At 62.1% G+C, this 19,445-nt stretch carries 20 protein-coding genes; 6 read left to right on the forward strand and 14 right to left on the reverse strand.

The window, feature by feature from the left end:
* Nucleotides 1–85: 85 nt before the first annotated feature.
* From ACFOLG_RS15380 to ACFOLG_RS15420, 9 genes are all read right to left on the reverse strand, one after another.
* Nucleotides 86–1,183 (reverse strand): flagellar basal body P-ring protein FlgI, encoded by a 1,098-nt coding sequence (locus tag ACFOLG_RS15380; RefSeq protein WP_386093394.1) that lies wholly within the window; start codon nucleotides 1,181–1,183, stop codon nucleotides 86–88.
* 14 nt (nucleotides 1,184–1,197) lie between these two features.
* A complete protein-coding gene (locus ACFOLG_RS15385; RefSeq protein ID WP_386093396.1) occupies nucleotides 1,198–1,875 on the reverse strand; it encodes a flagellar basal body L-ring protein FlgH in 678 nt (225 codons plus the stop codon).
* Between the two features lie 18 nt (nucleotides 1,876–1,893).
* Entirely contained in the window at nucleotides 1,894–2,673 is a 780-nt protein-coding gene (flgG, locus tag ACFOLG_RS15390; RefSeq protein ID WP_386093398.1) for a flagellar basal-body rod protein FlgG, read from the reverse strand.
* A gap of 26 nt (nucleotides 2,674–2,699) precedes the next feature.
* Nucleotides 2,700–3,437, reverse strand: a complete 738-nt coding sequence (flgF, locus tag ACFOLG_RS15395) for a flagellar basal-body rod protein FlgF (protein ID WP_386093400.1) — start codon at nucleotides 3,435–3,437, stop codon at nucleotides 2,700–2,702.
* 26 nt (nucleotides 3,438–3,463) lie between these two features.
* On the reverse strand, nucleotides 3,464–4,747 hold the full coding sequence (gene flgE, locus ACFOLG_RS15400; protein WP_386093402.1) for a flagellar hook protein FlgE: 1,284 nt from the start codon (nucleotides 4,745–4,747) through the stop codon (nucleotides 3,464–3,466).
* Nucleotides 4,748–4,765: 18 nt separating this feature from the next.
* Nucleotides 4,766–5,455: a flagellar hook assembly protein FlgD gene (locus ACFOLG_RS15405; protein ID WP_386093404.1), complete on the reverse strand. Its 690-nt coding sequence runs from the start codon at nucleotides 5,453–5,455 to the stop codon at nucleotides 4,766–4,768.
* Nucleotides 5,456–5,475: 20 nt separating this feature from the next.
* Nucleotides 5,476–5,886, reverse strand: coding sequence for a flagellar basal body rod protein FlgC (flgC, locus tag ACFOLG_RS15410; RefSeq protein WP_386093406.1), 411 nt, complete (start codon nucleotides 5,884–5,886; stop codon nucleotides 5,476–5,478).
* A gap of 2 nt (nucleotides 5,887–5,888) precedes the next feature.
* Nucleotides 5,889–6,284: a flagellar basal body rod protein FlgB gene (flgB, locus tag ACFOLG_RS15415; protein ID WP_386093408.1), complete on the reverse strand. Its 396-nt coding sequence runs from the start codon at nucleotides 6,282–6,284 to the stop codon at nucleotides 5,889–5,891.
* Nucleotides 6,285–6,497: 213 nt separating this feature from the next.
* Nucleotides 6,498–6,917 carry an OsmC family protein gene (locus ACFOLG_RS15420; RefSeq protein ID WP_386093410.1) on the reverse strand — a complete coding sequence of 140 codons (420 nt, stop codon included), beginning with the start codon at nucleotides 6,915–6,917 and terminating at the stop codon, nucleotides 6,498–6,500.
* 104 nt (nucleotides 6,918–7,021) lie between these two features.
* Here ACFOLG_RS15420 and tsaD point away from each other — a divergent pair, with 104 nt between their 5' ends.
* From tsaD to ACFOLG_RS15435, 3 genes are all read left to right on the forward strand, one after another.
* A complete protein-coding gene (gene tsaD, locus ACFOLG_RS15425; RefSeq protein WP_386093412.1) occupies nucleotides 7,022–8,047 on the forward strand; it encodes a tRNA (adenosine(37)-N6)-threonylcarbamoyltransferase complex transferase subunit TsaD in 1,026 nt (341 codons plus the stop codon).
* A gap of 125 nt (nucleotides 8,048–8,172) precedes the next feature.
* Nucleotides 8,173–10,092: an ATP-binding cassette domain-containing protein gene (locus ACFOLG_RS15430; protein WP_386093414.1), complete on the forward strand. Its 1,920-nt coding sequence runs from the start codon at nucleotides 8,173–8,175 to the stop codon at nucleotides 10,090–10,092.
* A gap of 96 nt (nucleotides 10,093–10,188) precedes the next feature.
* Nucleotides 10,189–11,316 carry a M14 family metallopeptidase gene (locus ACFOLG_RS15435; RefSeq protein WP_386093416.1) on the forward strand — a complete coding sequence of 376 codons (1,128 nt, stop codon included), beginning with the start codon at nucleotides 10,189–10,191 and terminating at the stop codon, nucleotides 11,314–11,316.
* Nucleotides 11,317–11,388: 72 nt separating this feature from the next.
* On the opposite strand, the gene ACFOLG_RS15440 is transcribed toward ACFOLG_RS15435, so the two are convergent.
* The 3 genes from ACFOLG_RS15440 to ygfZ form a co-directional block, all read right to left on the reverse strand.
* Nucleotides 11,389–13,038: a hypothetical protein gene (locus tag ACFOLG_RS15440; RefSeq protein WP_386093418.1), complete on the reverse strand. Its 1,650-nt coding sequence runs from the start codon at nucleotides 13,036–13,038 to the stop codon at nucleotides 11,389–11,391.
* A gap of 146 nt (nucleotides 13,039–13,184) precedes the next feature.
* A complete protein-coding gene (locus ACFOLG_RS15445) occupies nucleotides 13,185–13,508 on the reverse strand; it encodes an H-NS histone family protein (protein ID WP_386093420.1) in 324 nt (107 codons plus the stop codon).
* Between the two features lie 95 nt (nucleotides 13,509–13,603).
* On the reverse strand, nucleotides 13,604–14,608 hold the full coding sequence (ygfZ, locus tag ACFOLG_RS15450; RefSeq protein ID WP_386093422.1) for a CAF17-like 4Fe-4S cluster assembly/insertion protein YgfZ: 1,005 nt from the start codon (nucleotides 14,606–14,608) through the stop codon (nucleotides 13,604–13,606).
* A 116-nt stretch (nucleotides 14,609–14,724) separates the two neighbouring features.
* On the opposite strand from ygfZ, the gene ACFOLG_RS15455 reads away from it, so the two are divergent.
* Nucleotides 14,725–15,561: a DMT family transporter gene (locus ACFOLG_RS15455; protein ID WP_386093423.1), complete on the forward strand. Its 837-nt coding sequence runs from the start codon at nucleotides 14,725–14,727 to the stop codon at nucleotides 15,559–15,561.
* Between the two features lie 156 nt (nucleotides 15,562–15,717).
* Here ACFOLG_RS15455 and ACFOLG_RS15460 read toward each other — a convergent pair whose 3' ends face one another.
* Nucleotides 15,718–16,155 (reverse strand): hypothetical protein, encoded by a 438-nt coding sequence (locus ACFOLG_RS15460; RefSeq protein ID WP_386093425.1) that lies wholly within the window; start codon nucleotides 16,153–16,155, stop codon nucleotides 15,718–15,720.
* 45 nt (nucleotides 16,156–16,200) lie between these two features.
* Nucleotides 16,201–17,097 (reverse strand): LysR family transcriptional regulator, encoded by an 897-nt coding sequence (locus ACFOLG_RS15465; protein ID WP_386093427.1) that lies wholly within the window; start codon nucleotides 17,095–17,097, stop codon nucleotides 16,201–16,203.
* A 310-nt stretch (nucleotides 17,098–17,407) separates the two neighbouring features.
* Between ACFOLG_RS15465 and ACFOLG_RS15470 the strand changes: the two genes are divergently transcribed.
* Nucleotides 17,408–17,716: a DUF485 domain-containing protein gene (locus tag ACFOLG_RS15470; protein WP_386093429.1), complete on the forward strand. Its 309-nt coding sequence runs from the start codon at nucleotides 17,408–17,410 to the stop codon at nucleotides 17,714–17,716.
* Entirely contained in the window at nucleotides 17,713–19,392 is a 1,680-nt protein-coding gene (locus ACFOLG_RS15475) for a cation acetate symporter (RefSeq protein WP_386093431.1), read from the forward strand. Before ACFOLG_RS15470 ends, ACFOLG_RS15475 begins: the two co-directional genes overlap by 4 nt.
* Nucleotides 19,393–19,445 lie beyond the last annotated feature (53 nt).

A 19,445-nucleotide genomic window follows, 5' to 3' on the forward strand; every position in this document is an offset into this window, starting at 1 on the left:
GGTTACAGTCACCCGCTTTACAGCAAAAAGCGGGCCAACAAAAAAAGCACCCGCAGGTGCTTTCTCATGTTGGCCGCAAGCCGCCTCAGATGATCTGCAGATCGGCCTTCAGCGCGCCGGAGGATTTCATCGCCTGCAGAATGGAAACCAGGTCCTGCGGCGTGGCGCCCACGGTGTTGAGCGCATTCACCACCTGCGACAGCGAGGCACCGCCCGGCAGGTTGATGACCTTGCCGGCATCCGCCTTGATCGCCACATTGGCCTGGTTGGTGGTCACGGTATTGCCGCCACTCAGCGGCGGCGGCTGGCTCACGCCAGGGGTGTTGCTCACGGTCACCGACAGGTTGCCATGCGCAATGGCACACGGCTCCAGCTTCACCGCCTTGTTCATCACGATGGAGCCGGTGCGGGCATTGATGATCACCAGCGGCGTATCCTCGCCCGGTTCCACGTTGAGGTTCTCCAGCCGCGACAGAAACTGGATGCGGCTGTTGCTATCCTGCGGCGCCCGCACCTCCACCGAGGCGCCGTCCAGCGCGCGCGCGGTGTTGGCGCCAAACTCGCGGTTCACCGCCATCACCACCCGGTTGGCGGTGGTGAAGTCCGATTCCTGCAGGTTCAGCATCACCACTTCGCTGCTGGCAAAGGCATTCGGCACCTCGCGCTCGATGGTGGCGCCGGCCGGGATGCGGCCAACGCTCAGGTGGTTGACCTGCGCCTTGCTGCCGCCCGAGGCGGCACCGGCGCCGCCGACCACCACGTTACCCTGCGCCAGCGCATAGATCTGGCCGTCCGCCCCCTTCAGCGGCGACAGCAACAGCGTGCCGCCCTTCAGGCTCTTGGCGTCGCCAATCGACGATACCGTGACATCCAAAGGTTGGCCGCGTCGGCCGAACGGCGGCAGCACCGAGGTCAGCGACACCGCGGCCACGTTCTTGGGATCGAGCTTGGTACCGACCGGCACCTGGACCCCCAGCTGGTTGAGCATATTGGCCAGCGACTGGGTGGTGAACGGCGAGGAACCGGACTTGTCGCCGCTGCCATCCAGTCCCACCACCAGGCCGTAGCCGAGCAAGGGGTTGGAACGCACCCCCGCCACACTGCTGATTTCCTTCAGCCGCTGCGCCGCCTGTGCGTTCACACACAACAGGCCGGCCAGCAGCAGCACCAAGCATCGCTTCATGTTTGCATTCCGTTTCAGAACGGCATCACCGACAGGAAAATCTTCTGCAGCCAGCCCACGTCGTTATACCAGCGGCTGCGCCCCTGGTTGACCTGCTCGATACGCGCATCGGCCAGCCGGGTGGATTCAATGGTGCGATTCTGGGCGATATCGCGCGGGTTCACCACCCCGGACAAGCGCACGAACTCGTGCTCGCTGTTGACCTTGACCTGTTTTTCACCGCTGACCAGCAGATTGCCGTTCGGGTAGACATCGATCACCGTCACCGTGATGGTGGCCTGGAAACGGCTGCTATTGGAGCTGCTGGTCTTGCCGGAGTCGCTGGCCGAGCCGCTACCGCTCAGCGAGGTGCCGGCCAGTTTCTTCTCCAGCGCACCCGGCACAAACGGCAGCGACAGCGAGGCGCCGATCGAGCCGTCGATGCTGGACGAGCGGTTGCCGGCCGAGTCTTCTTTGTTCGACGAGGTGGAGCTTTCGCTGATGGTCACGGTCAGGATGTCGCCGACGCGCAGCGGCACCTTGTCCTCGAAAAACGGCTGATAACTGGCGGACTGGAAAATGGAGCCTTGCGGCAGCACCGCCGCCGGCTGGCCCTGCGGCCGCAGCGACATCGGCTGCTGGGTAATGGGCGGCGCCTGGGTGCTGCAGGCCGCCAGCAGCAGCACACCCAGCAAGGGCAGCAGTTTTTTCATCACCGTCATCCTCAGCGATTACAGCTGCGTCAGGCGCTGCAGCATTTCATCGGACGTCTTGATGGCACGCGAGTTCATCTCGTAGGCGCGCTGCGCCTGGATCATGCCCACCAGTTCCTCGGCCACGTTGACGTTGGATTCTTCTAGGAAACCGGACTTGATCGCGCCGAAGCCCAGCAGGCCGCCGGTACCGGCAATCGGCGCCCCCGAGGCGGTGGTTTCGCGGTAAAGATTGCCGCCCAGGCTTTCCAGGCCGGCAGAATTGATGAAGTCCGCCAGCTCCAGCTGACCGGCATCCACCCGCGTGGTGTCGCCTGCGGGAATGTAGGACACCGTGCCGTCGGCAGCCACCTGGAAGCCGGTGCCGTCCGGCACCGTGATTTCCGGCTGCAGCGGGTAACCTTCCGCCGTTTCCAGCCGCCCGGTGGAGCCGCGCTGGAACTGGCCGTTGCGGGTATAGGCGGTCTCGCCATCCGGCGTGGTGACCTTGAAGAAGCCGCGGCCGTTCACCGCCAGGTCAAACACATTGTCGGTGGTCGACAGGCCACCCTGGGTATGCACCCGCGTGGTGGCGGTGGCCGCCGAGCCGAGGCCGATGTGCAGGCCGGTCGGCAGTTCCTCGCCGGTCTGCAGGCGCGAGCCCGGCTCGCGCAGCGTCTGGTACATCAGGTCTTCGAACACGGCATTGCTGCGCTTGAAACCCTTGGTACCCACGTTGGCCAGGTTGTTGGAAATCACGTCCAGGCGGAACTGGCTGGATTCCATACCGGTCTTGGCGATGTAGAGCGAACGCATCATGGTGTCGTTACCTGGCTATCTTTTCGTTACGCGTTCAGCGACAGGATCTGTGTCGCCTGGCGAGCATCCTGGTCCGCAGTCTGCATCATGCGGACATTCAGGTCGTATTGTTTGGCGTGGCTGATCATCTGTACCAGGCTGTCGACGGCATTGACATTGCTGGCCTCCAGAAAACCGCTGCGCACCCGCACCGCCGGATCGGCATCGGCGTCCTCGCCGTTGCTCTGGCGGAACAGGCCGTCATCGCCCTTGTACATGGTGCCGGCCGGCGGGTTGACCAGCTTGATGCGGCCAACCTCTTGCGGCTCGCCGCCGTTGGCGGGGATGGCGAACACATAGCCATCCTGGCGCACATCCACCTTGTAGCCTTCCGGAATCTGCAGCGGGCCGCTCTCACCAGCAATTGCCATGCCAGTACGCGTACGCATGGTACCGGTCGCATCCAGCTCAAAACCGCCGTTACGGGTGTAGGCTTCGCCGCCATCCGGCAACTGCACGGCAAAAAAGCCCGGTGTGGTGACGGCAAAGTCGAAATCATTGCCGGTCTGCTGCAGCACGCCCTGCGACAGGTCATGGCCGATGGTGTTGTCCACCTGGTAGACGCGGGTCGGCGCGCCATCGCCGACAACCGGCAGCGCGCGGAACGAGGCGAGGTCCGCCTTGAAGCCGTTGGTGTGAACGTTGGCAAGATTGTTGGCGGTGGTGGCCTGCTGCAAATCCACGTGCTTGGCACCGTTCATTGCCAGATACAGCATCTTGTCCATTCAGTTCACACCCGTCAGTTCAATGGTTAGCGGAGATTCAGCAGCGTCTGCAGCACCGAGTCCTGGGTCTTGATGGTCTGCGCGTTGGCCTGGTAGTAGCGCTGCGCCACGATCATGTTGACCAGCTCCTGGGTGGTATCCACGTTGGAGTCTTCCAGCGCGCCGGACTGCAGCGCGCCCAGGCCGGACGAATCCGGGCTGCCCACGGTCTTGGCGCCGGCATTGTCGGTGTACAGCCAGCGGTTGTCACCCACCGGGCGCAGGCCCTGCGGATTGACGAAGTTGTACAGCTTCACGTGGCCGACGTTCTGCACGTAGCCGTTGGAGAAGCGCGCGCTCACCAGGCCGTCGCCGCTGACGCTGACGCTGGCCAGGCTGCCCAGCGGGTAGCCGTCATTGCTGAGGCTGGTCACCGAGAATTCGCCGGCATACTGCGTGGTCTTGCTCAGGTCGATGGTGATCGGGCTGGCCAGCGCCAGGCCGGTAGCCGCGGCGGTAACCTGGAAGGTCGGCGGGCTCGGGGTCTGCAGCTGGCCCAGCGAGTCAAAAGTGATCTGGTATGGCGCAGTGGCCGGCGCTGCGGTGCCATCGGCGTTGGTGACCGTGCCGCCATCGATCTGGCGGAATACATCCCAGGTATTGGTAGCGGCGTTACGCTTCACGAAGAACAGCGTCACTTCATGCGGCGAGCCGAAGTTGTCGTAGAACTTGCTGGTATTGGTGTAGGAGTAGGAGCCGCGCACCGTGGTATTCGGCACGTCGTAACCGCCACCGGCCGAATAGGCGATGGCCGGGGTGCGCGTGCTGTCGGCATCCAGGTTGAAGCTCCAGTCGATATTGGTGGTGGCCTTGGCCACGCCCTGCGCCAGGTTGGCAATGTTCAGCGGCCCTTCGGCGCCGATTTCATTGCCGAAGGAGTCCAGCTGGTAGCCGGTCAGGAAGTAGCCGTTGTTCTCGAAATAGCCATCCTTGTTCAGTTTGAACTGGCCGTTACGGGTGTAGGCGGCAACGCCGTCGCCGGATTCGGCGGAGTTCACCTGGAAAAAGCCGGGGCCGGAAATCGCCAGATCCAGCGGGTTTTGCGTGGTGGTGACGTTACCCTGGAAGAAGCTCTGCGCCACGTTCACCGTCTGCACGCCGATACCCACCTGGGTATTGCTGATCGCCGACAGGCTGTTGGCGTAGATGTCGGCAAACTCGGCACGCGATTGCTTGAAGCCGACGGTATTGGCGTTGGCTACGTTGTTACCGATCACATCCAGCGATTTACTGGCTGCGTTCAGACCACTCAGACCTTGTTGAAAACCCATGATTCTCTCCTCGAACGCTTAAGCCGTAATCAATTCCACATCCGACAGGCCCACGCGCTGTCCGGAAGAAAGAACCAACTGGGGTTGTCCACTTTCAAATGCCACTGCACTGACCATGAAGCCCTGCAGCGACGATGCCGCCACCGCCGTGCCGGCGTTGCTGGCGCTGACTTGCACGCTGTAGCTGCCATCCGTCAGCGTGGCGCCATTCATATCCTTGCCATCCCAGCTGTAGCTGAGCATGCCGGCATCGCCACCGGCAAGGTCCAGCGAGCGCACCAGCTTGCCGTTGCTGTCGCGGATATCGACAGATACCTTGTCTGCCGGCGCCGACAGCTTCAGCAGGCCGGGAGCGGTGCCATCCTTCAGGTTGAGGCCATTGCCCTCCGCCAGCACCTTCTTGCCGATGACACTGACCGCCGCCATCGACTGGCTGGCCAGCTGCGAATCCATCATCACTTTCAGCGTCGAATTGAGCTTTTCCAGACCGGACACGGTGCTGATCTGCGACATCTGTGTCGTCATCTGGCTGTTGTCCATCGGGTTGAGCGGATCCTGCGACTTCATCTGCGTGGTCAGCAGCTTCAGGAAGCGGTTCTGGATCTCCTCGGCGGAGGTCACGTTGGCCGCATTGGCCGACTGGCTGCTGGCGCCGTTGATCTGATCCAGTAGCGTCTGGTTGTAGGTGGTATTAGCAATGGTGGACATCACACTCTCCCGACTTCAGCTTACTGCCCCAGCTGCAAGGTCTTTTGCAGCAGGGTCTTGGCGGTATTCACAATTTCGACGTTGGTCTGGTAGGAGCGCGAGGCGGAGATCATGTCCGCCATTTCTTCCACCAGGTTCACGTTGGACATCTTCACGTAGCCGTTCTCGTCCGCCAGCGGGTGGCCCGGCTGGTATTTCATGCGGAACGGCGAGGTGTCTTCCGCCACCGCGGTAACGCGCACGCCGGCCACCTGCGGCACATCGGCCTTGACCGGCGTGGCGGTAAATACCGCATGGCGCGCACGGTACGGTTCGCCGGTGGAGCTGGTAGAGCTTTCGGCGTTGGCGATATTGCTGGCCACCAGGTTCAGGCGCATCGACTGCGCGGTCATTGCCGAGCCGGCAATATTGAAGACATTAGACAGAGACATGATTATTGGCCGCCCTTGATGGCATCCATCAGGCCGCTGATACGGCGGCCGAGGAAAGTCAGCGTGCTTTGATACTTGAGCGCGTTGTCGGTGTACGCCGCGCGCTCGATATCCATATCCACCGAGTTGCCGTCGATGCTGCGCTGCACCGCGCTGCGGTACTGCAGCTCACCGCCGCCGGCCTGGCTGCCGCGGCCGGCCAGATGGCGACTGTCGGTCAGTGCCATGCCCAGCCCGCCGTTCTGCTGGCTGGTCTGCGCCTGCAGCGCCTTGGCAAAGTCGAAGTCGACCGCCTTGTAGCCCGGGGTGTCCGCGTTGGCGATATTGCCGGCAATCACTTCCGCGCGCTTGGCTCGCAGATCGAGCGAGTGCTGCAGAAAGTCGAGTTGCTGGGACATCTTGTTCAACATGGCATGACACCGATCGGTGGAATGGCGGTGTTAAAGCACGATGCGTGCCAACATTTTTTGGCACTTAACCCTCAAGAAAATCAGCTCTCTGCCGACAGGCGCCGGCGGCGGCAAGGCGGCAAGCGGCAAGATTTGCCGCCCGGAAAAGCAAAACGCCACCGTTTGCCGGTGGCGTTATTACTGGCGACAAGGTTGGCCGCATCAATCGTCGCTGCGAATCTCGAAATCGTGGGTGATGTCGGCGGTCTTGCCCAGCATGATGGAGGCGGAACAGTATTTGTCCGCCGACAGTGCGATGGCGCGCTCCACCACCTCCGGCTTCAGGTTGCGGCCAACCACCACGAAGTGGAAGTGAATGCGGGTGAACACCTTGGGGTCGACCTCGGCGCGCTCGGCGTCCATCTCCACCCAGCAGTCACGCACGTCCTGGCGCGACTTCTTCAGGATGTTGATCACGTCATAACTGGTGCAGCCGGCGGTACCCAGCAGCAGCAGTTCCATCGGCCGCGGGCCCAGGTTGCGACCGCCGCCTTCCGGCGCGCCATCCATCACCACCGCGTGGCCGCTGCCGGTTTCGCCCATGAAACACACCCCGTCCACCCACTTCAATCTGGCCTTCATTGTTGTTCTCCGCTCAAAACAGGCGCCTAGCCTAACATTGCCGATTTGGGCGGACAAAGAATCACCGGTAAAATGAAAAGATTGATAAGTTTTGAAGCCAGATAATGCTTGTTCTTGGTATTGAATCGTCCTGCGACGAAACCGGCGTCGCCCTGTACGACACCGAACGCGGCCTGATCGCCGACCAGCTGCACAGCCAGATGGCGATGCACGCCGAGTACGGCGGCGTGGTGCCGGAGCTGGCCAGCCGCGACCATATCCGCCGCATCCGCCCGCTGACCGACGCCTGCCTCGCCGAGGCCGGCGTCAGTCTGCAGGACATCGACGCGGTAGCCTTCACCCAAGGGCCGGGCCTGGGCGGCGCGCTGCTGGTAGGTGCCAGCTTCGCCAATGCCCTGGCCTTCGGCCTCGGCAAGCCGGTGATTCCGGTGCACCACCTGGAAGGCCACCTGCTGTCGCCGCTGCTGGCCGAGCCGCGGCCAACCTTTCCGTTCCTGGCGCTGCTGGTTTCCGGCGGCCACACCCAGATCATGGCGGTGCGCGGCGTCGGCCAGTACCAGATCCTCGGCGAGACGCTGGACGACGCCGCCGGCGAAGCCTTCGACAAAACCGCCAAACTGCTCGGCCTGCCCTACCCCGGCGGCCCGCTGCTGTCGAAACTGGCGGAAGACGGCGACCCGGCGCGCTTTACCCTGCCGCGGCCGATGCTGCGCTCCGGCGATCTGGACATGAGCTTCTCCGGCCTCAAGACCGCGGTGCTGACGCTGAGCAAGCAGGTGCAGGCCGAACACGGCGCCATCGACGAACAGGCTCGCAAGGACATCTGCCGCGCCTTCCAGGAAGCCATCGTCGAGGTACTGGTGAGCAAGTGCCAGCAGGCGCTGAAGCAGACCGGCATGAGCCAGCTGGTGGTGGCCGGCGGTGTCGGCGCCAACAAGCAGCTGCGCGCGGCGCTGGACGCCGCCGCCAAGCGCCGCAAGTTCGCGGTGTACTACCCGCCGTTGAAACTGTGCACCGACAACGGCGCCATGATCGCCTTCGCCGGCGCCATGCGCCTGTCGCAGGCCCAGCCCGCCGGCGGCTTCACCGTGAAGCCACGCTGGGATCTGTCCAGCCTGCCGGCGGTATAACCCTGAATTTTTGCCACGAAAGCCCACGGCCGCCACGGCAAGCCCCGTCCCGCGCAGCAAGGTTGGCCGCAGCCGCCAACCCGCTTGCGCCGGCTGCGCGGGCACTGCCCTAGCCCCAAGAAAACATGATCCAGCTAAAGAACCTCACCCTGCGCCGCGGCCTGAAAGAACTGCTTGTTGCGGCCAACCTCACCATCAACCCCGGCAACAAGGTCGGCATGGTCGGTGCCAACGGCGCCGGCAAGTCCAGCCTGTTCGCGCTGCTGCGCGGCGAGCTGCACGCCGAGAACGGCGACGCCATCGTGCCGGCGCAGTGGACCATGGCGCACGTGGCACAGGAAACCCCGGCGCTGCAGCGTAGCGCGCTGGACTACGTGCTGGACGGCGATGCCGAACTGCGCAGCCTGGAACAGCAGCTGGCCGCCGCCGAACACAGTGGCGACGGCCATGCCATTGGCCATCTGCACGAGGAACTGGCGCGCATCGACGGCTATGCCGCGCCGTCGCGCGCCGCACGGCTGCTCACCGGTCTCGGCTTCAGCCAGGAAGGCCAGCAACGCCCGGTAGCGGAGTTCTCCGGCGGCTGGCGCATGCGCCTGAACCTGGCGCAGGCGCTGATGTGCCGTTCCGACCTGCTGCTGCTGGACGAACCGACCAACCACCTGGACCTGGAAACGGTGCTGTGGCTGGAGGACTGGCTGAAGGCCTATCCCGGCACCCTGCTGGTGATCTCGCACGACCGCGACTTCCTGGATAGCGTGACCACCCACATCGTGGAAGTGGCGTCGCAAACGCTGACGCTGTACACCGGCAACTACAGCCAGTTCGAGGTGATGCGCGCCGAGAAGCTGTCGCGGCAGCAAGGCGCCTACGAGAAGCAGCAGCGCGAGATCGCGCACCTGGAATCGTTCATCACCCGCTTCAAGGCCAAGGCCAGCAAGGCGCGCCAGGCGCAGAGCCGGGTCAAGGCACTGGAGAAGCTGGAACGCGTGGCACCGGCGCACGTCGCCTCGCCGTTCGATTTCCACTTTGACACCCCGGACAACCTGCCCAACCCGCTGCTGCGGCTGGACAACATCAGCGTCGGCTACGGCGCGGCGCCCATCCTGCAGCGCATCAGCCTGTCGGTGATGGCCGGCAGCCGCATCGGCCTCTTGGGGGTGAACGGCGCCGGTAAATCCACGCTGGTGAAGCTGCTGGCAGCCGAACTCAAGCCGCAGGCCGGCGAGCTGATCAGCGCGCAGATGCTGAAGATCGGCTACTTCGCCCAGCACCAGCTGGACACGCTGCGCTCGGACGAATCGCCGCTGTGGCATATGCAGAAGCTGGCGCCGGAAGTGCGCGAGCAGGAGCTGCGCAACTTCCTCGGCGGTTTCAACTTCCGCGGCGACAACGTCACCGACCCGGTGGGACCGATGTCCGGCGGCGAGAAATCGCGGCTGGCGCTGGCGCTGATCGTGTGGCAGAAACCCAACCTGCTGCTGCTGGACGAACCGACCAACCACCTGGACCTGGAAATGCGTCACGCGCTGACCATGGCGCTGCAGGATTTTGCCGGCGCGCTGGTGGTGGTATCGCACGACCGTGCGCTGCTGGAAGCCACCACCGACGACTTCTGGCTGGTGGCCGACGGCACCGTCCAGGCATTCGATGGCGACCTGGAAGACTACCGCCAGTGGCGTCTGGCCCAGCTGGCACAGCAGGGCCAGAACGGCAGCCCAAGCAGCGGCGACGCACAGAACGTTGGCCGCAAGGAACAGAAGCGGCAGGAAGCCGAGGCGCGGCAGAAACTGGCGGCGGCGAAGAAGCCGCTACTGAGCAAGCTGAGCAAGCTGGAAAAGCAGCTGGACGCGCTGACGCAGGAAAAAGCCGCGCTGGAAGCGTTTCTGTCATCGGAAGATGCCTACAATGACGCCAATCGCCAGCAGTTGAGCAGCAGCGTGAAGCGCCAGGGCGAGGTGAGCAGTCTGCTGGAAACCGTAGAAATGGACTGGCTGGCGCTGCAGGAAGAAATCGACAGCCTGGAACAGGCGCACGCGCAGTAAGTCTGTGTTCAAACATTTGATCGCCGCTGCGGCCAACCATGACGGCGGCCGTCAGGCGGTCTACAATCCCGCCCTTGATCAGGAAGGATGCACCACATGAAAATCAGCAGCAATTTCGATGCCGGCAGCATCGAGGTAGTTTCCGCCACCAGCTTCGACGACATCCAGCTGCGCATCCGCAAGGACAATGCCTCGGACTTTGCGCAATGGTTTTACTTCCGTCTGCAAGGTGCCGCCTACGAGACTTGCAAGCTGCGCTTCCTCAACCTGAACGAAACCGCCTACCCCAACAGCTGGGATGGCTATCAGGCGGTGGCCTCCTACGACCGCGTGAACTGGTTCCGTGTGCCGACCTATGTCGACGGCAATGAGCTGGTGATCGAGCATGCGCCGCTGGCCGGCAGTATCTACTACGCCTACTTCGAGCCGTATTCGCATGAGCAGCATCTGAACCTGATCGGCATGGCGCAAAGCTCCGGTCTGTGCCAGGTGTCCGACCTGGGCGCCACCGTGCAGCAGCGCGACATTAATCTGCTGACCATCGGCCACGAGGTGGAATCCGACCTGAAGGTATGGGTTACCGCGCGTCAGCACCCGGGCGAAACCATGGCCGAGTGGTTTGTCGAGGGCCTGATCACCCGCCTGCTGGATACGCTGGACCCGACCTCGCGCGCACTGCTGGACCGCGCCACCTTCTACATCGTGCCGAACATGAACCCGGATGGCTCGGTGCTGGGCAATCTGCGTACCAATGCCGCCGGCGCCAACCTGAACCGCGAATGGCTGACGCCGAGTGCGGAAACCAGCCCGGAAGTGTTCCACGTGCGCAACAAGATGCTGGAAACCGGCGTTGACCTGTTCCTGGACATCCACGGCGACGAAACCATCCCCTATGTCTTCGTGGCCGGCACCGAGGGCGTGCCCAGCTACGATGCGCGCATCGCGCGGCTGGAAGACAAGTTCAAGCACCTGCTGCGCCTGTCGTCGCCGGACTTCCAGGACGAGTTCGGCTACGACAAGGATGAGCCGGGTACGGCCAACATGAGCATGGCCACCGCTTGGGTTGGCGAGCAGTTCAAGTGCCTGGCCTACACGCTGGAAATGCCGTTCAAGGACAACGACAACCTGCCGGACGACGACTACGGCTGGAACGGCCAGCGCAGCCTGCGCCTGGGCGAAGCCACGGTCAGCGCCATTTACGGCGTGCTGCAAGAGCTGCGCTGATCGCCCGGCAACAATGACAACGCCGGCAAGCCCATCGGGCCTGCCGGCGTTGTTGTTTGCTGCTCAGGCCGCCTAGTTCGCCTTGATCAGATCGATCTCCACCTGGCACCAGTCCACGCCCTTTTCCAGCACCCGCCCCAGCCGTACCTGGAAGGATTTGCCCTTGGCACGCATTTCCAGCTCGCGCCCGGCCGAGTAGGAGCTGACCGACAGCAGCAGGGTGTTCAGCTTCTTGTCTTCGCGCACGAACGGCACGAACAGGGCGATCTCGCCCTTGTTCCAGATCAGCTCGGCCGGCAGCACGTTGTCCGGCGGCACGCCGTCGCTGCGGTGCAGCGAAGCCGCCACCGGGCGGTTGGACAATACCTGGATGCCCAGATAGACGCGCTCGGCCTCCGGGCGCTGCAGGCGCCGGATCAAGCCCAGCGTCCAGCCGTGGTCTTCCACCTCGCGGAAAGTCATCAGCCCGCCCAGCGCCACCCACTCGTTACCGTGTGACGGCAGGTTGACGCCGATGCCGGTGGCGCTCTTGTTGTCCAGCTCCCAGAACGGAAACGCCGACGGCGCCTGCACCTGGGTATAGATGTTCTTCTCGCGGCGGCGGCTGCTGACAAAACCATACACGCGGAATTGCTCTTCCTCTGCGCTATCCTGCGCATAGGCGATTTGCCGGGCCACTTCATCGGCATCGCGCACCAGGCGATGGATGACCGCCAGCCGGTGCGCCACTTCCACCCGCTGGCAACCGCTGCGTACCCGCTCCGCCCGCTGGAAATGGAACGGCCGCTCCGCCCATTCGCGCGCCAGATAACGCAACAGCGACGTTTCGCTGGTGGTCATCATCAGCCCTTTGAGCTCCAGCGGCAGCACGCCGGATTCGCACACCACATGCCAGCGGTCGATCTGCTCGATGATGTCGACCGTGTTCCAGTAGCGCAGGTTGCCCTGCATGTCCACCTGCCGCACCCGCCCCGGCGGCATGCCCTTGTCCAGATCGACGACAAAGCTGGGATAGCTGCTGACGCTGCGGCGCAACGTAGCGCGGTTGGACACCAGCAGCGCCATCTGGTGGGACAGCGAGACCTGTCTTGCCGACAGGTTGCCGCTGGACAGCCCCGCCACCAGCAACAGCGACAGATAGAGATCATGCACCGTGGTGGCCTGCCCCTGCTTGAACAGCTCCACCGGGCGGGCGTCTAGCCCCAGTAACTCGGCACGGGCAAACAGCCGGTTCACCGTCTCCCAGAACACCGTATCCGGCTGGGCGTGGCGGTAGTACTGCCACAGCGCCTGCTCTGCCAGGTAATGCATGGTGCGGGCCATCGCCAGCAGCAGGCTATCGCCCAGCTGGCGGATTTCCTCATCCCCCAGCGCCAGAAAGCGCTGGTAGGCGGCGACTACCTGCCGGTCGTAGGCGGTGATACGGCTGCGCAACTGCTCTTCCAGCATTTTGGGCAGGCGGCCATTCAACAGGTACTGCGCCCCCAGCTGCTGATGCTGCTGGACGGCAAGCCCGTCCAGCGCCAGCAATGCGGCCAACGTTTGCGGCGTCAGGCTGTCGCCGTGCAGATTGTATTGCCCCAGCAGCTCCACCACCTTCTGGTGCGCACCGGCGCCGTGCTCATGCACCACTTCCCCGAACCAGGCAGCAGCAGCCTCCGCATCATCCAGCGGCTGGGCTTTTTTCTTGCTGCCAAAAGATAAAAAATCGAGCTTAGCCATTTGTCATTGTCTCGAATATCAACCCGGTGAAGAGCTGCCAACTAATTGATAACCGCCAGTATAGTGCAGCCGCGTTATGGCCGTTGCCAAAAACAAAACGCCATGCAAAAGCATGGCGTTTCTATTAGCGACCTGCGCTTGGCTGCTTACTTGATCAGCAGTTCATCCAGCGAGCGGCCGGCATCCAGCCAGGTAACCACCCACAGCGGCTTGCGGCCACGGCCAGTCCAGGACAGGGAAGCATCGTCCGGATGACGGTATTTGGCATCTACCGGTTTACGGGTGCTGGTTGCCACGGCTTTTACCGACTTGGTTGCCAGTTCCTGCAGATCCAGACCATGGGTGCGAATCAGCTCCATAACCTGTTTGGCAGCCTTGGCTTTTTCTTCGCTTTCACGGCGACGAATTTCTGCATCAACGTCGGTACGCAATTGCAGCAGGGCCGAATAATCCAGCGTAGACAGATCCATGTGATTCCCCTTGGCGTTTGAGTTTTTAGATTATCGCAAATTAGCTCTTAATCCCAATTGCGTCAAGCGCATTTACAATCACACCAACAGCACATTCAATCGGCATCCGGCAGCGAATAAGGCAGCGGCAATTGCACCAAGCTACTTTGCGCATCGGCCGCCAGTTTAGGCTGCTCATCCCAGGCGCCGGACTGCATCACCAGCAAACACTCGCTACTGCCATCCATTAATGGCACCACCATGACAATACGGCCAATGGTTTGTTCCCCGCTGCTGGCGGCAATCAGGGCATCACCTTCGTTTACTGCCGCCGCCGTGACACGGGCACGATAAAGCCGGCGTTTCACTTTACCCAGATACTGGGTGCGGGCCACAATTTCCTGCCCCGGGTAACAGCCCTTTTTAAAACTGATACCGCCCAGTAAATCCAGGTTGGCCATTTGCGGCACAAATTCTTCATAAGTTGCCTGGCTCACCCACGGCAGGCCCGCCTGTACAAACACCCAGTCCCACGCCTGGCTGCCTACTGCACGGTGTGATGTTTGCCATTGCGCCAGTACGGCGGCAGGCGCAGCCGTCAGCACGATGCGGACATTGCTCGCTACCGTGGCTACCAAATCTTCGCCGGCAACAATCTCCCGCTGCGGCAATACCCCATTGCTGGCGTTTGCCTGCATTACCCCCAATGCCAGCATTGAATCATCAACGCTTTCGATTTTTACCTTGGCGCGCAGTACAAACATCGACAAGCGCTTGCGGAATGTGTCGGCAATATCGCGGCGCAGCAACAAATGGAATACACCCATGCTGCCAAACAGCAAGAAGCTGGCTTGCATGCGCCCTTTGGCGGTGGAATAACTTCCCCAGCTGACACCGTTTTCGGCCACGGCAGCGACATCGCAGGAAAACTGCCCTTGCAGGAATGCGGTGGCATCGTCTCCCGAAATACGCAGAATGGAAAACTTGCTTAACCAGCTGCAGGCAGTACCGGCAGTCACTGCGGCCAACTGTTCGGCATAGGCCGGCAGGTTCAATTCACTTTTCTCGTTTACGGTGGCCTGGTTTTGTTGCAACCAGTCGGCAATTAATTGCTGCTGCATGATTCGACCTCTTACTTTGCCGCCAATGCGGCCTGACATGATACTCCACCCGGATACTTGACCGGCCTTTGTTCTGCGGGGATAGTGGCCGCCCTCGCACCGCTCACCGATTTACCATGAAGCAACATCCGTTATTCTCGGCTTTCCTGGCTATTCTGCTCTGGTCCACGATTGCCAGCCTCGGGGTTTTTACCCAGCGCCTGCCACCATTTCTGGTAACCGCCATTGCCCTAGGCTTTGGCAGCCTGCTCTCGATCCGCCATTATCGCCAGTGGCGCGTGCCAAGCAACGTGCTGCTTGTCGGTGTGAGCGGAATCTTCGGCTATCACTGTCTGTTATTTACCGCCTTTCGCACCGCGCCGGCGCTGGAAGCCAATCTGCTGAACTATCTATGGCCGCTGCTGCTGGTCCTGCTCAGCCCACTGTTTCGCCTCGGCCGCCTGCATGGGCTGCATATCGTAGCCTCGATTGCCGGCTTTGCCGGTGCGGTGCTAATCGTCACGCAAGGCAGGCTGCAATTACCGGCTACGCTGCCCAGCGGCTATTTGTTCGCCATTGCCGCAGCGGTAACCTGGTCGTGCTACAGCCTGCTGCTTCGCAAGCTCCCCAGTTTTTCTAATAGTGCGGTCGGTGGCTTTTGCCTGCTCTCGGCCATTTTGGCGGCTATTTGCCACTGGCTGTTCGAGCCGCCGGTCGTGCCGACGGCTCGAGAATGGCTTGCCCTCGGCGTGATTGGCCTTGGCCCGCTGGGACTGGCCTTTTTCCTGTGGGACAAAGCCATGAAGCAGGCGGATCCGCGCCAGGTCGGCACCCTGTCCTACCTCACGCCCTTGCTGTCCACCCTGCTGCTGGCGCTCAGCGGGCCGGGCAAAATGACAGCCATCAGCTGGTTGGCTGGCGCACTGATCCTGAGCGGTGCCGCCGTTGGCAGCCTGACGTCCAAACGCGGCTGAGCAGCAGTACGCCCTACGGCATCAAGCACAGCGCCAGGCAACTTGCCTGGCGTCGCCATTTGCGGGCAGCTGCGCGATGACGCCAAACTCGAACGCCAGTAGCGTCCGCCATTCTAGAGACTCGGCCCCAGGATAAACACGGCAGCGGCAGCAGGGTTATTTACCCTGATGATGATAGACGCGCTGCGCACCACGTACCGCATGCAGCGGGGCAGTGGACAGGCGGGTAGAGGCAAAATGGTGAATTTGCCGCGAAGCGCGGCTGGCGATCAAACAGCCGGACAGGCCGGCTTCCAGCGGCAGCAAGCAAGGCGTGACCTGCTGCGGCAGGGCGGCAACATACTGTTGCCAGTTTCGCTGCTGCTGCCCCAGCCAGCGCTCCCCCAGCACCTGCAGGTCGTGGTGCATGTCGGCGGAAGCCCGCCATAGCGAGGCGCCGGAGGCCAGCGAAGTTTCCAGTTGCAGCGATAACTGCTGACGGCTGGCCGTGGGCGGTTTGCTCCACAGCTGCTGCCAGTAGTCGCCGTTGGTCTCCAGCCAACGCTGGTGCGCGGCCTGAAAAACATCCAGATACTGCTGCAACACATTGGCCATAAAGCCCCCCGCGATTTGCGCACTGTCACAACAGGAACAGGCCGGCTACTGCAGCTCCGGCACCGGAATATGCCACACTGGCCCCAGCTCGCCGACCAGCGCCTGCAGCACCGGATCACTCGCCTTGTCGGCGGCGAACACAAACTGCAACTCGGCAGTCTTGACCAGATCCGGCCACAAATCCAGCTCACCGGCAGCCGCTGCGGCCAACGCGTCTTCTTCGCGCAGCAGCGCCACGCCGACGCCGGCCTTGACCAGCTCCATCGAGGTCAGGAAGTAGTCGCTTTCGGAAACCTTCTTCGGCGAGATATTCAGCTCCCGCCACAATTCGCTGACGATCTTGGACAGGCTGGAGAACTGCGATACCCCCACCCACGGCAAACGCCCCAGCTCGCGCGGATTATCCGGCTGCACCCGGGCCAGCCAGCCCGGCGGCAACGCCACCCGCAGCCGCATATTGTCCAGCAGCACGGTATGCACGTTCACATACGGGTTCTTGCCCAGGTAGAAACCGCCGTCCAGCTCTTTCTTGCGTACCGCGTTGAGCACATCGCCGGTCACGCCCTGATGCAGACACACTTCCAGCAAGGGGTAGCGTTCGGTCAGCCGGGCAACCCAGGGGCCGACCCGCAGCAAGTCGGGCATCAGGGTAATGCCCAGCTGGGCCTTGCCGGTAAGCTGACCTTTAAGGCTACGCGCCTGATTCAGCAGCTGCTTGGCCGCGGCAAGTATCTCCTGCGCCTGCGGCAGCAGCTCCTGCCCCGCCCGGGTCAGCACCACGCCACCGGCGGTACGCTCGAACAGCGGCATGCCCACTTCTTCTTCCACCGCCTTGATCTGGGCGGTCACAGCAGGTTGCGACAAATGCAGTACTTCAGCAGCCTGAGTCAGGTGCCCTTGCTGGGCCACGGTGACAAAGGTTCTCAGCTGATAGATTTCCATCCTGCGACCACCCTCCAGATGCGGCCAACTATATGTGCTGGCCTGCCGATTATCGGCCTCCATTCTGTACAAGCGCCTGTGCCGCGACAAGGAAAACCGCACAACATCTGGATAAAAATCCCTTATGCCCGGCATAAATAAAGCAAATGCTCGATTGCAATCGATTGATATGAAAGGATTTTTTTCAAGATCCGACAAAACTTTATCCGTGACATCAAAAAAAACGATTAGCCCCTACTTCTGACGCGCCTTAATTTCCCAGCACGCGATCACGGTCGTTCGATCTTTCGCGATGACAAAGGAGGAAACAATGAACGAGGACATCCTGAAACGGGTGCAAGCCAATCCAAAGTTCGCACAACTGGTACACAAGAAAACCAGCTTCGGATGGCTGCTCAGCATCATCATGCTGGCAATCTACTACGGCTTCATCCTGGTACTTGCCTTCTCCCCGGCCACGCTGGGTGCGTCGCTGTCCGGCGGCATCACTACGGTTGGCATCCCTGTCGGCATCGCCATCATCCTGTCCGCCTTCGTGCTGACCGGCATCTATGTGCGCAAGGCCAACACCGAGTTCGACGAACTCACGCAGCAGATCGTTGAGGAGGCAAAACAATGAATAAATGGCTGAAACACGCAGCGTTTGCCGCGCTGGCCACCCTGCCGGCCGTCGCCATGGCCGCGGGCGCCATCGACGGCGACGTGAAGAAGCAGGCGACCAACTGGACCGCCATCATCATGTTCCTGGTGTTCGTCGGCGCCACACTGTTCATCACCTACTGGGCAGCACGCCGCACCCAGTCTGCCTCCGACTTCTACACCGGCGGCGGCGGCATTACCGGCTTCCAGAACGGCCTGGCGATCGCCGGCGACTACATGTCTGCCGCCTCGTTCCTGGGTATTTCCGCCATGGTGTTCGAGAAAGGCTATGACGGCCTGATCTACTCCATGGGCTTCCTGGTTGGCTGGCCGATCATCCTGTTCCTGGTGGCCGAACGCCTGCGTAACCTGGGCAAGTTCACCTTTGCCGACGTGGCGTCCTACCGCCTGCAACAGGGCCCGGTGCGCACCTTTGCCGCCACCGGCACCCTGGTGGTGGTAGCGCTGTACCTGATCGCGCAGATGGTTGGTGCCGGCAAGCTGATCCAGCTGCTGTTCGGCCTGGACTACAGCGTGGCCGTGGTACTGGTGGGTGTACTGATGGTGATGTACGTGATGTTCGGCGGCATGCTGGCCACCACTTGGGTACAGATCATCAAGGCGGTGATCCTGCTGTCCGGCGCCTCCTTCATGGCCTTCATGGTGCTGGCCTCGGTTGGTTTCAGCCCGGAAGTAATGTTCCAGAAAGCCACCGAGATTCACGCCAAGGGCATCGCCATCATGTCGCCGGGTAAGGCTGATCCAATCGACTCCATCTCGCTGGGTATCGCGCTGATGTTCGGTACTGCCGGCCTGCCGCACATCCTGATGCGCTTCTTCACCGTGTCCAACGCCAAAGAAGCCCGTAAATCGGTGTTCTTCGCCACCGGCTTCATCGGCTACTTCTACATCCTGACCTTCGTGATCGGCTTCGGCGCCATCATGCTGGTACTGAACCAGCCGGGCCTGATGGAAACCATCACCAAGAACGGCAAGGAAGTCACCCAGCTGGTGGGCGGTAACAACATGGCAGCCATTCACCTGGCGCACGTCGTCGGCGGCAACGTGTTCTACGGCTTCATCTCGGCCGTAGCCTTCGCCACCATCCTGGCCGTGGTTGCCGGTCTGGCACTGTCCGGCGCCTCCGCGGTATCGCACGACCTGTACGCTTCGGTGATCAAGAAGGGCAAGGCCGACGAGAAGAGCGAAATGCGCGTCTCCAAGATCACCACCCTGTGCCTGGGCGTGCTGGCCATCGTGCTGGGTCTGGTGTTCGAGAAGCAGAACATCGCCTTCATGGTCGGCCTGGCATTCTCCATCGCCGCCTCGGCCAACTTCCCGGTGCTGTTCCTGTCCATGTTCTGGAAAGGCCTGACCACCCGCGGCGCGGTAATCGGCGGCTTTATCGGCCTGATCTCCGCCGTTGGCCTGATCGTGGTTGGCCCGACCGTATGGGTAGACGTGATGAAGCACGAAGCCGCCATCTTCCCGTACAAGAACCCGGCGCTGTTCTCCATGACCCTGGCCTTCTTCTTCACCTGGCTGTTCTCGGTACTGGATACCTCCAAGGCCGCCGCAGAAGAAAAAGAGAAGTTTGATGCACAGTTCGTTCGCTCCATGACCGGCATCGGTGCCTCCGGCGCGTCCAAACACTAAGTAAGCAACACGCAGTTATGGCCGCACCGCCAACGGTGCGGCCAACCAAGAAA

Source organism: Vogesella facilis, from assembly GCF_042648525.1.
In the GTDB taxonomy this organism is placed as follows: Bacteria; Pseudomonadota; Gammaproteobacteria; order Burkholderiales; family Chromobacteriaceae; genus Vogesella; species Vogesella facilis.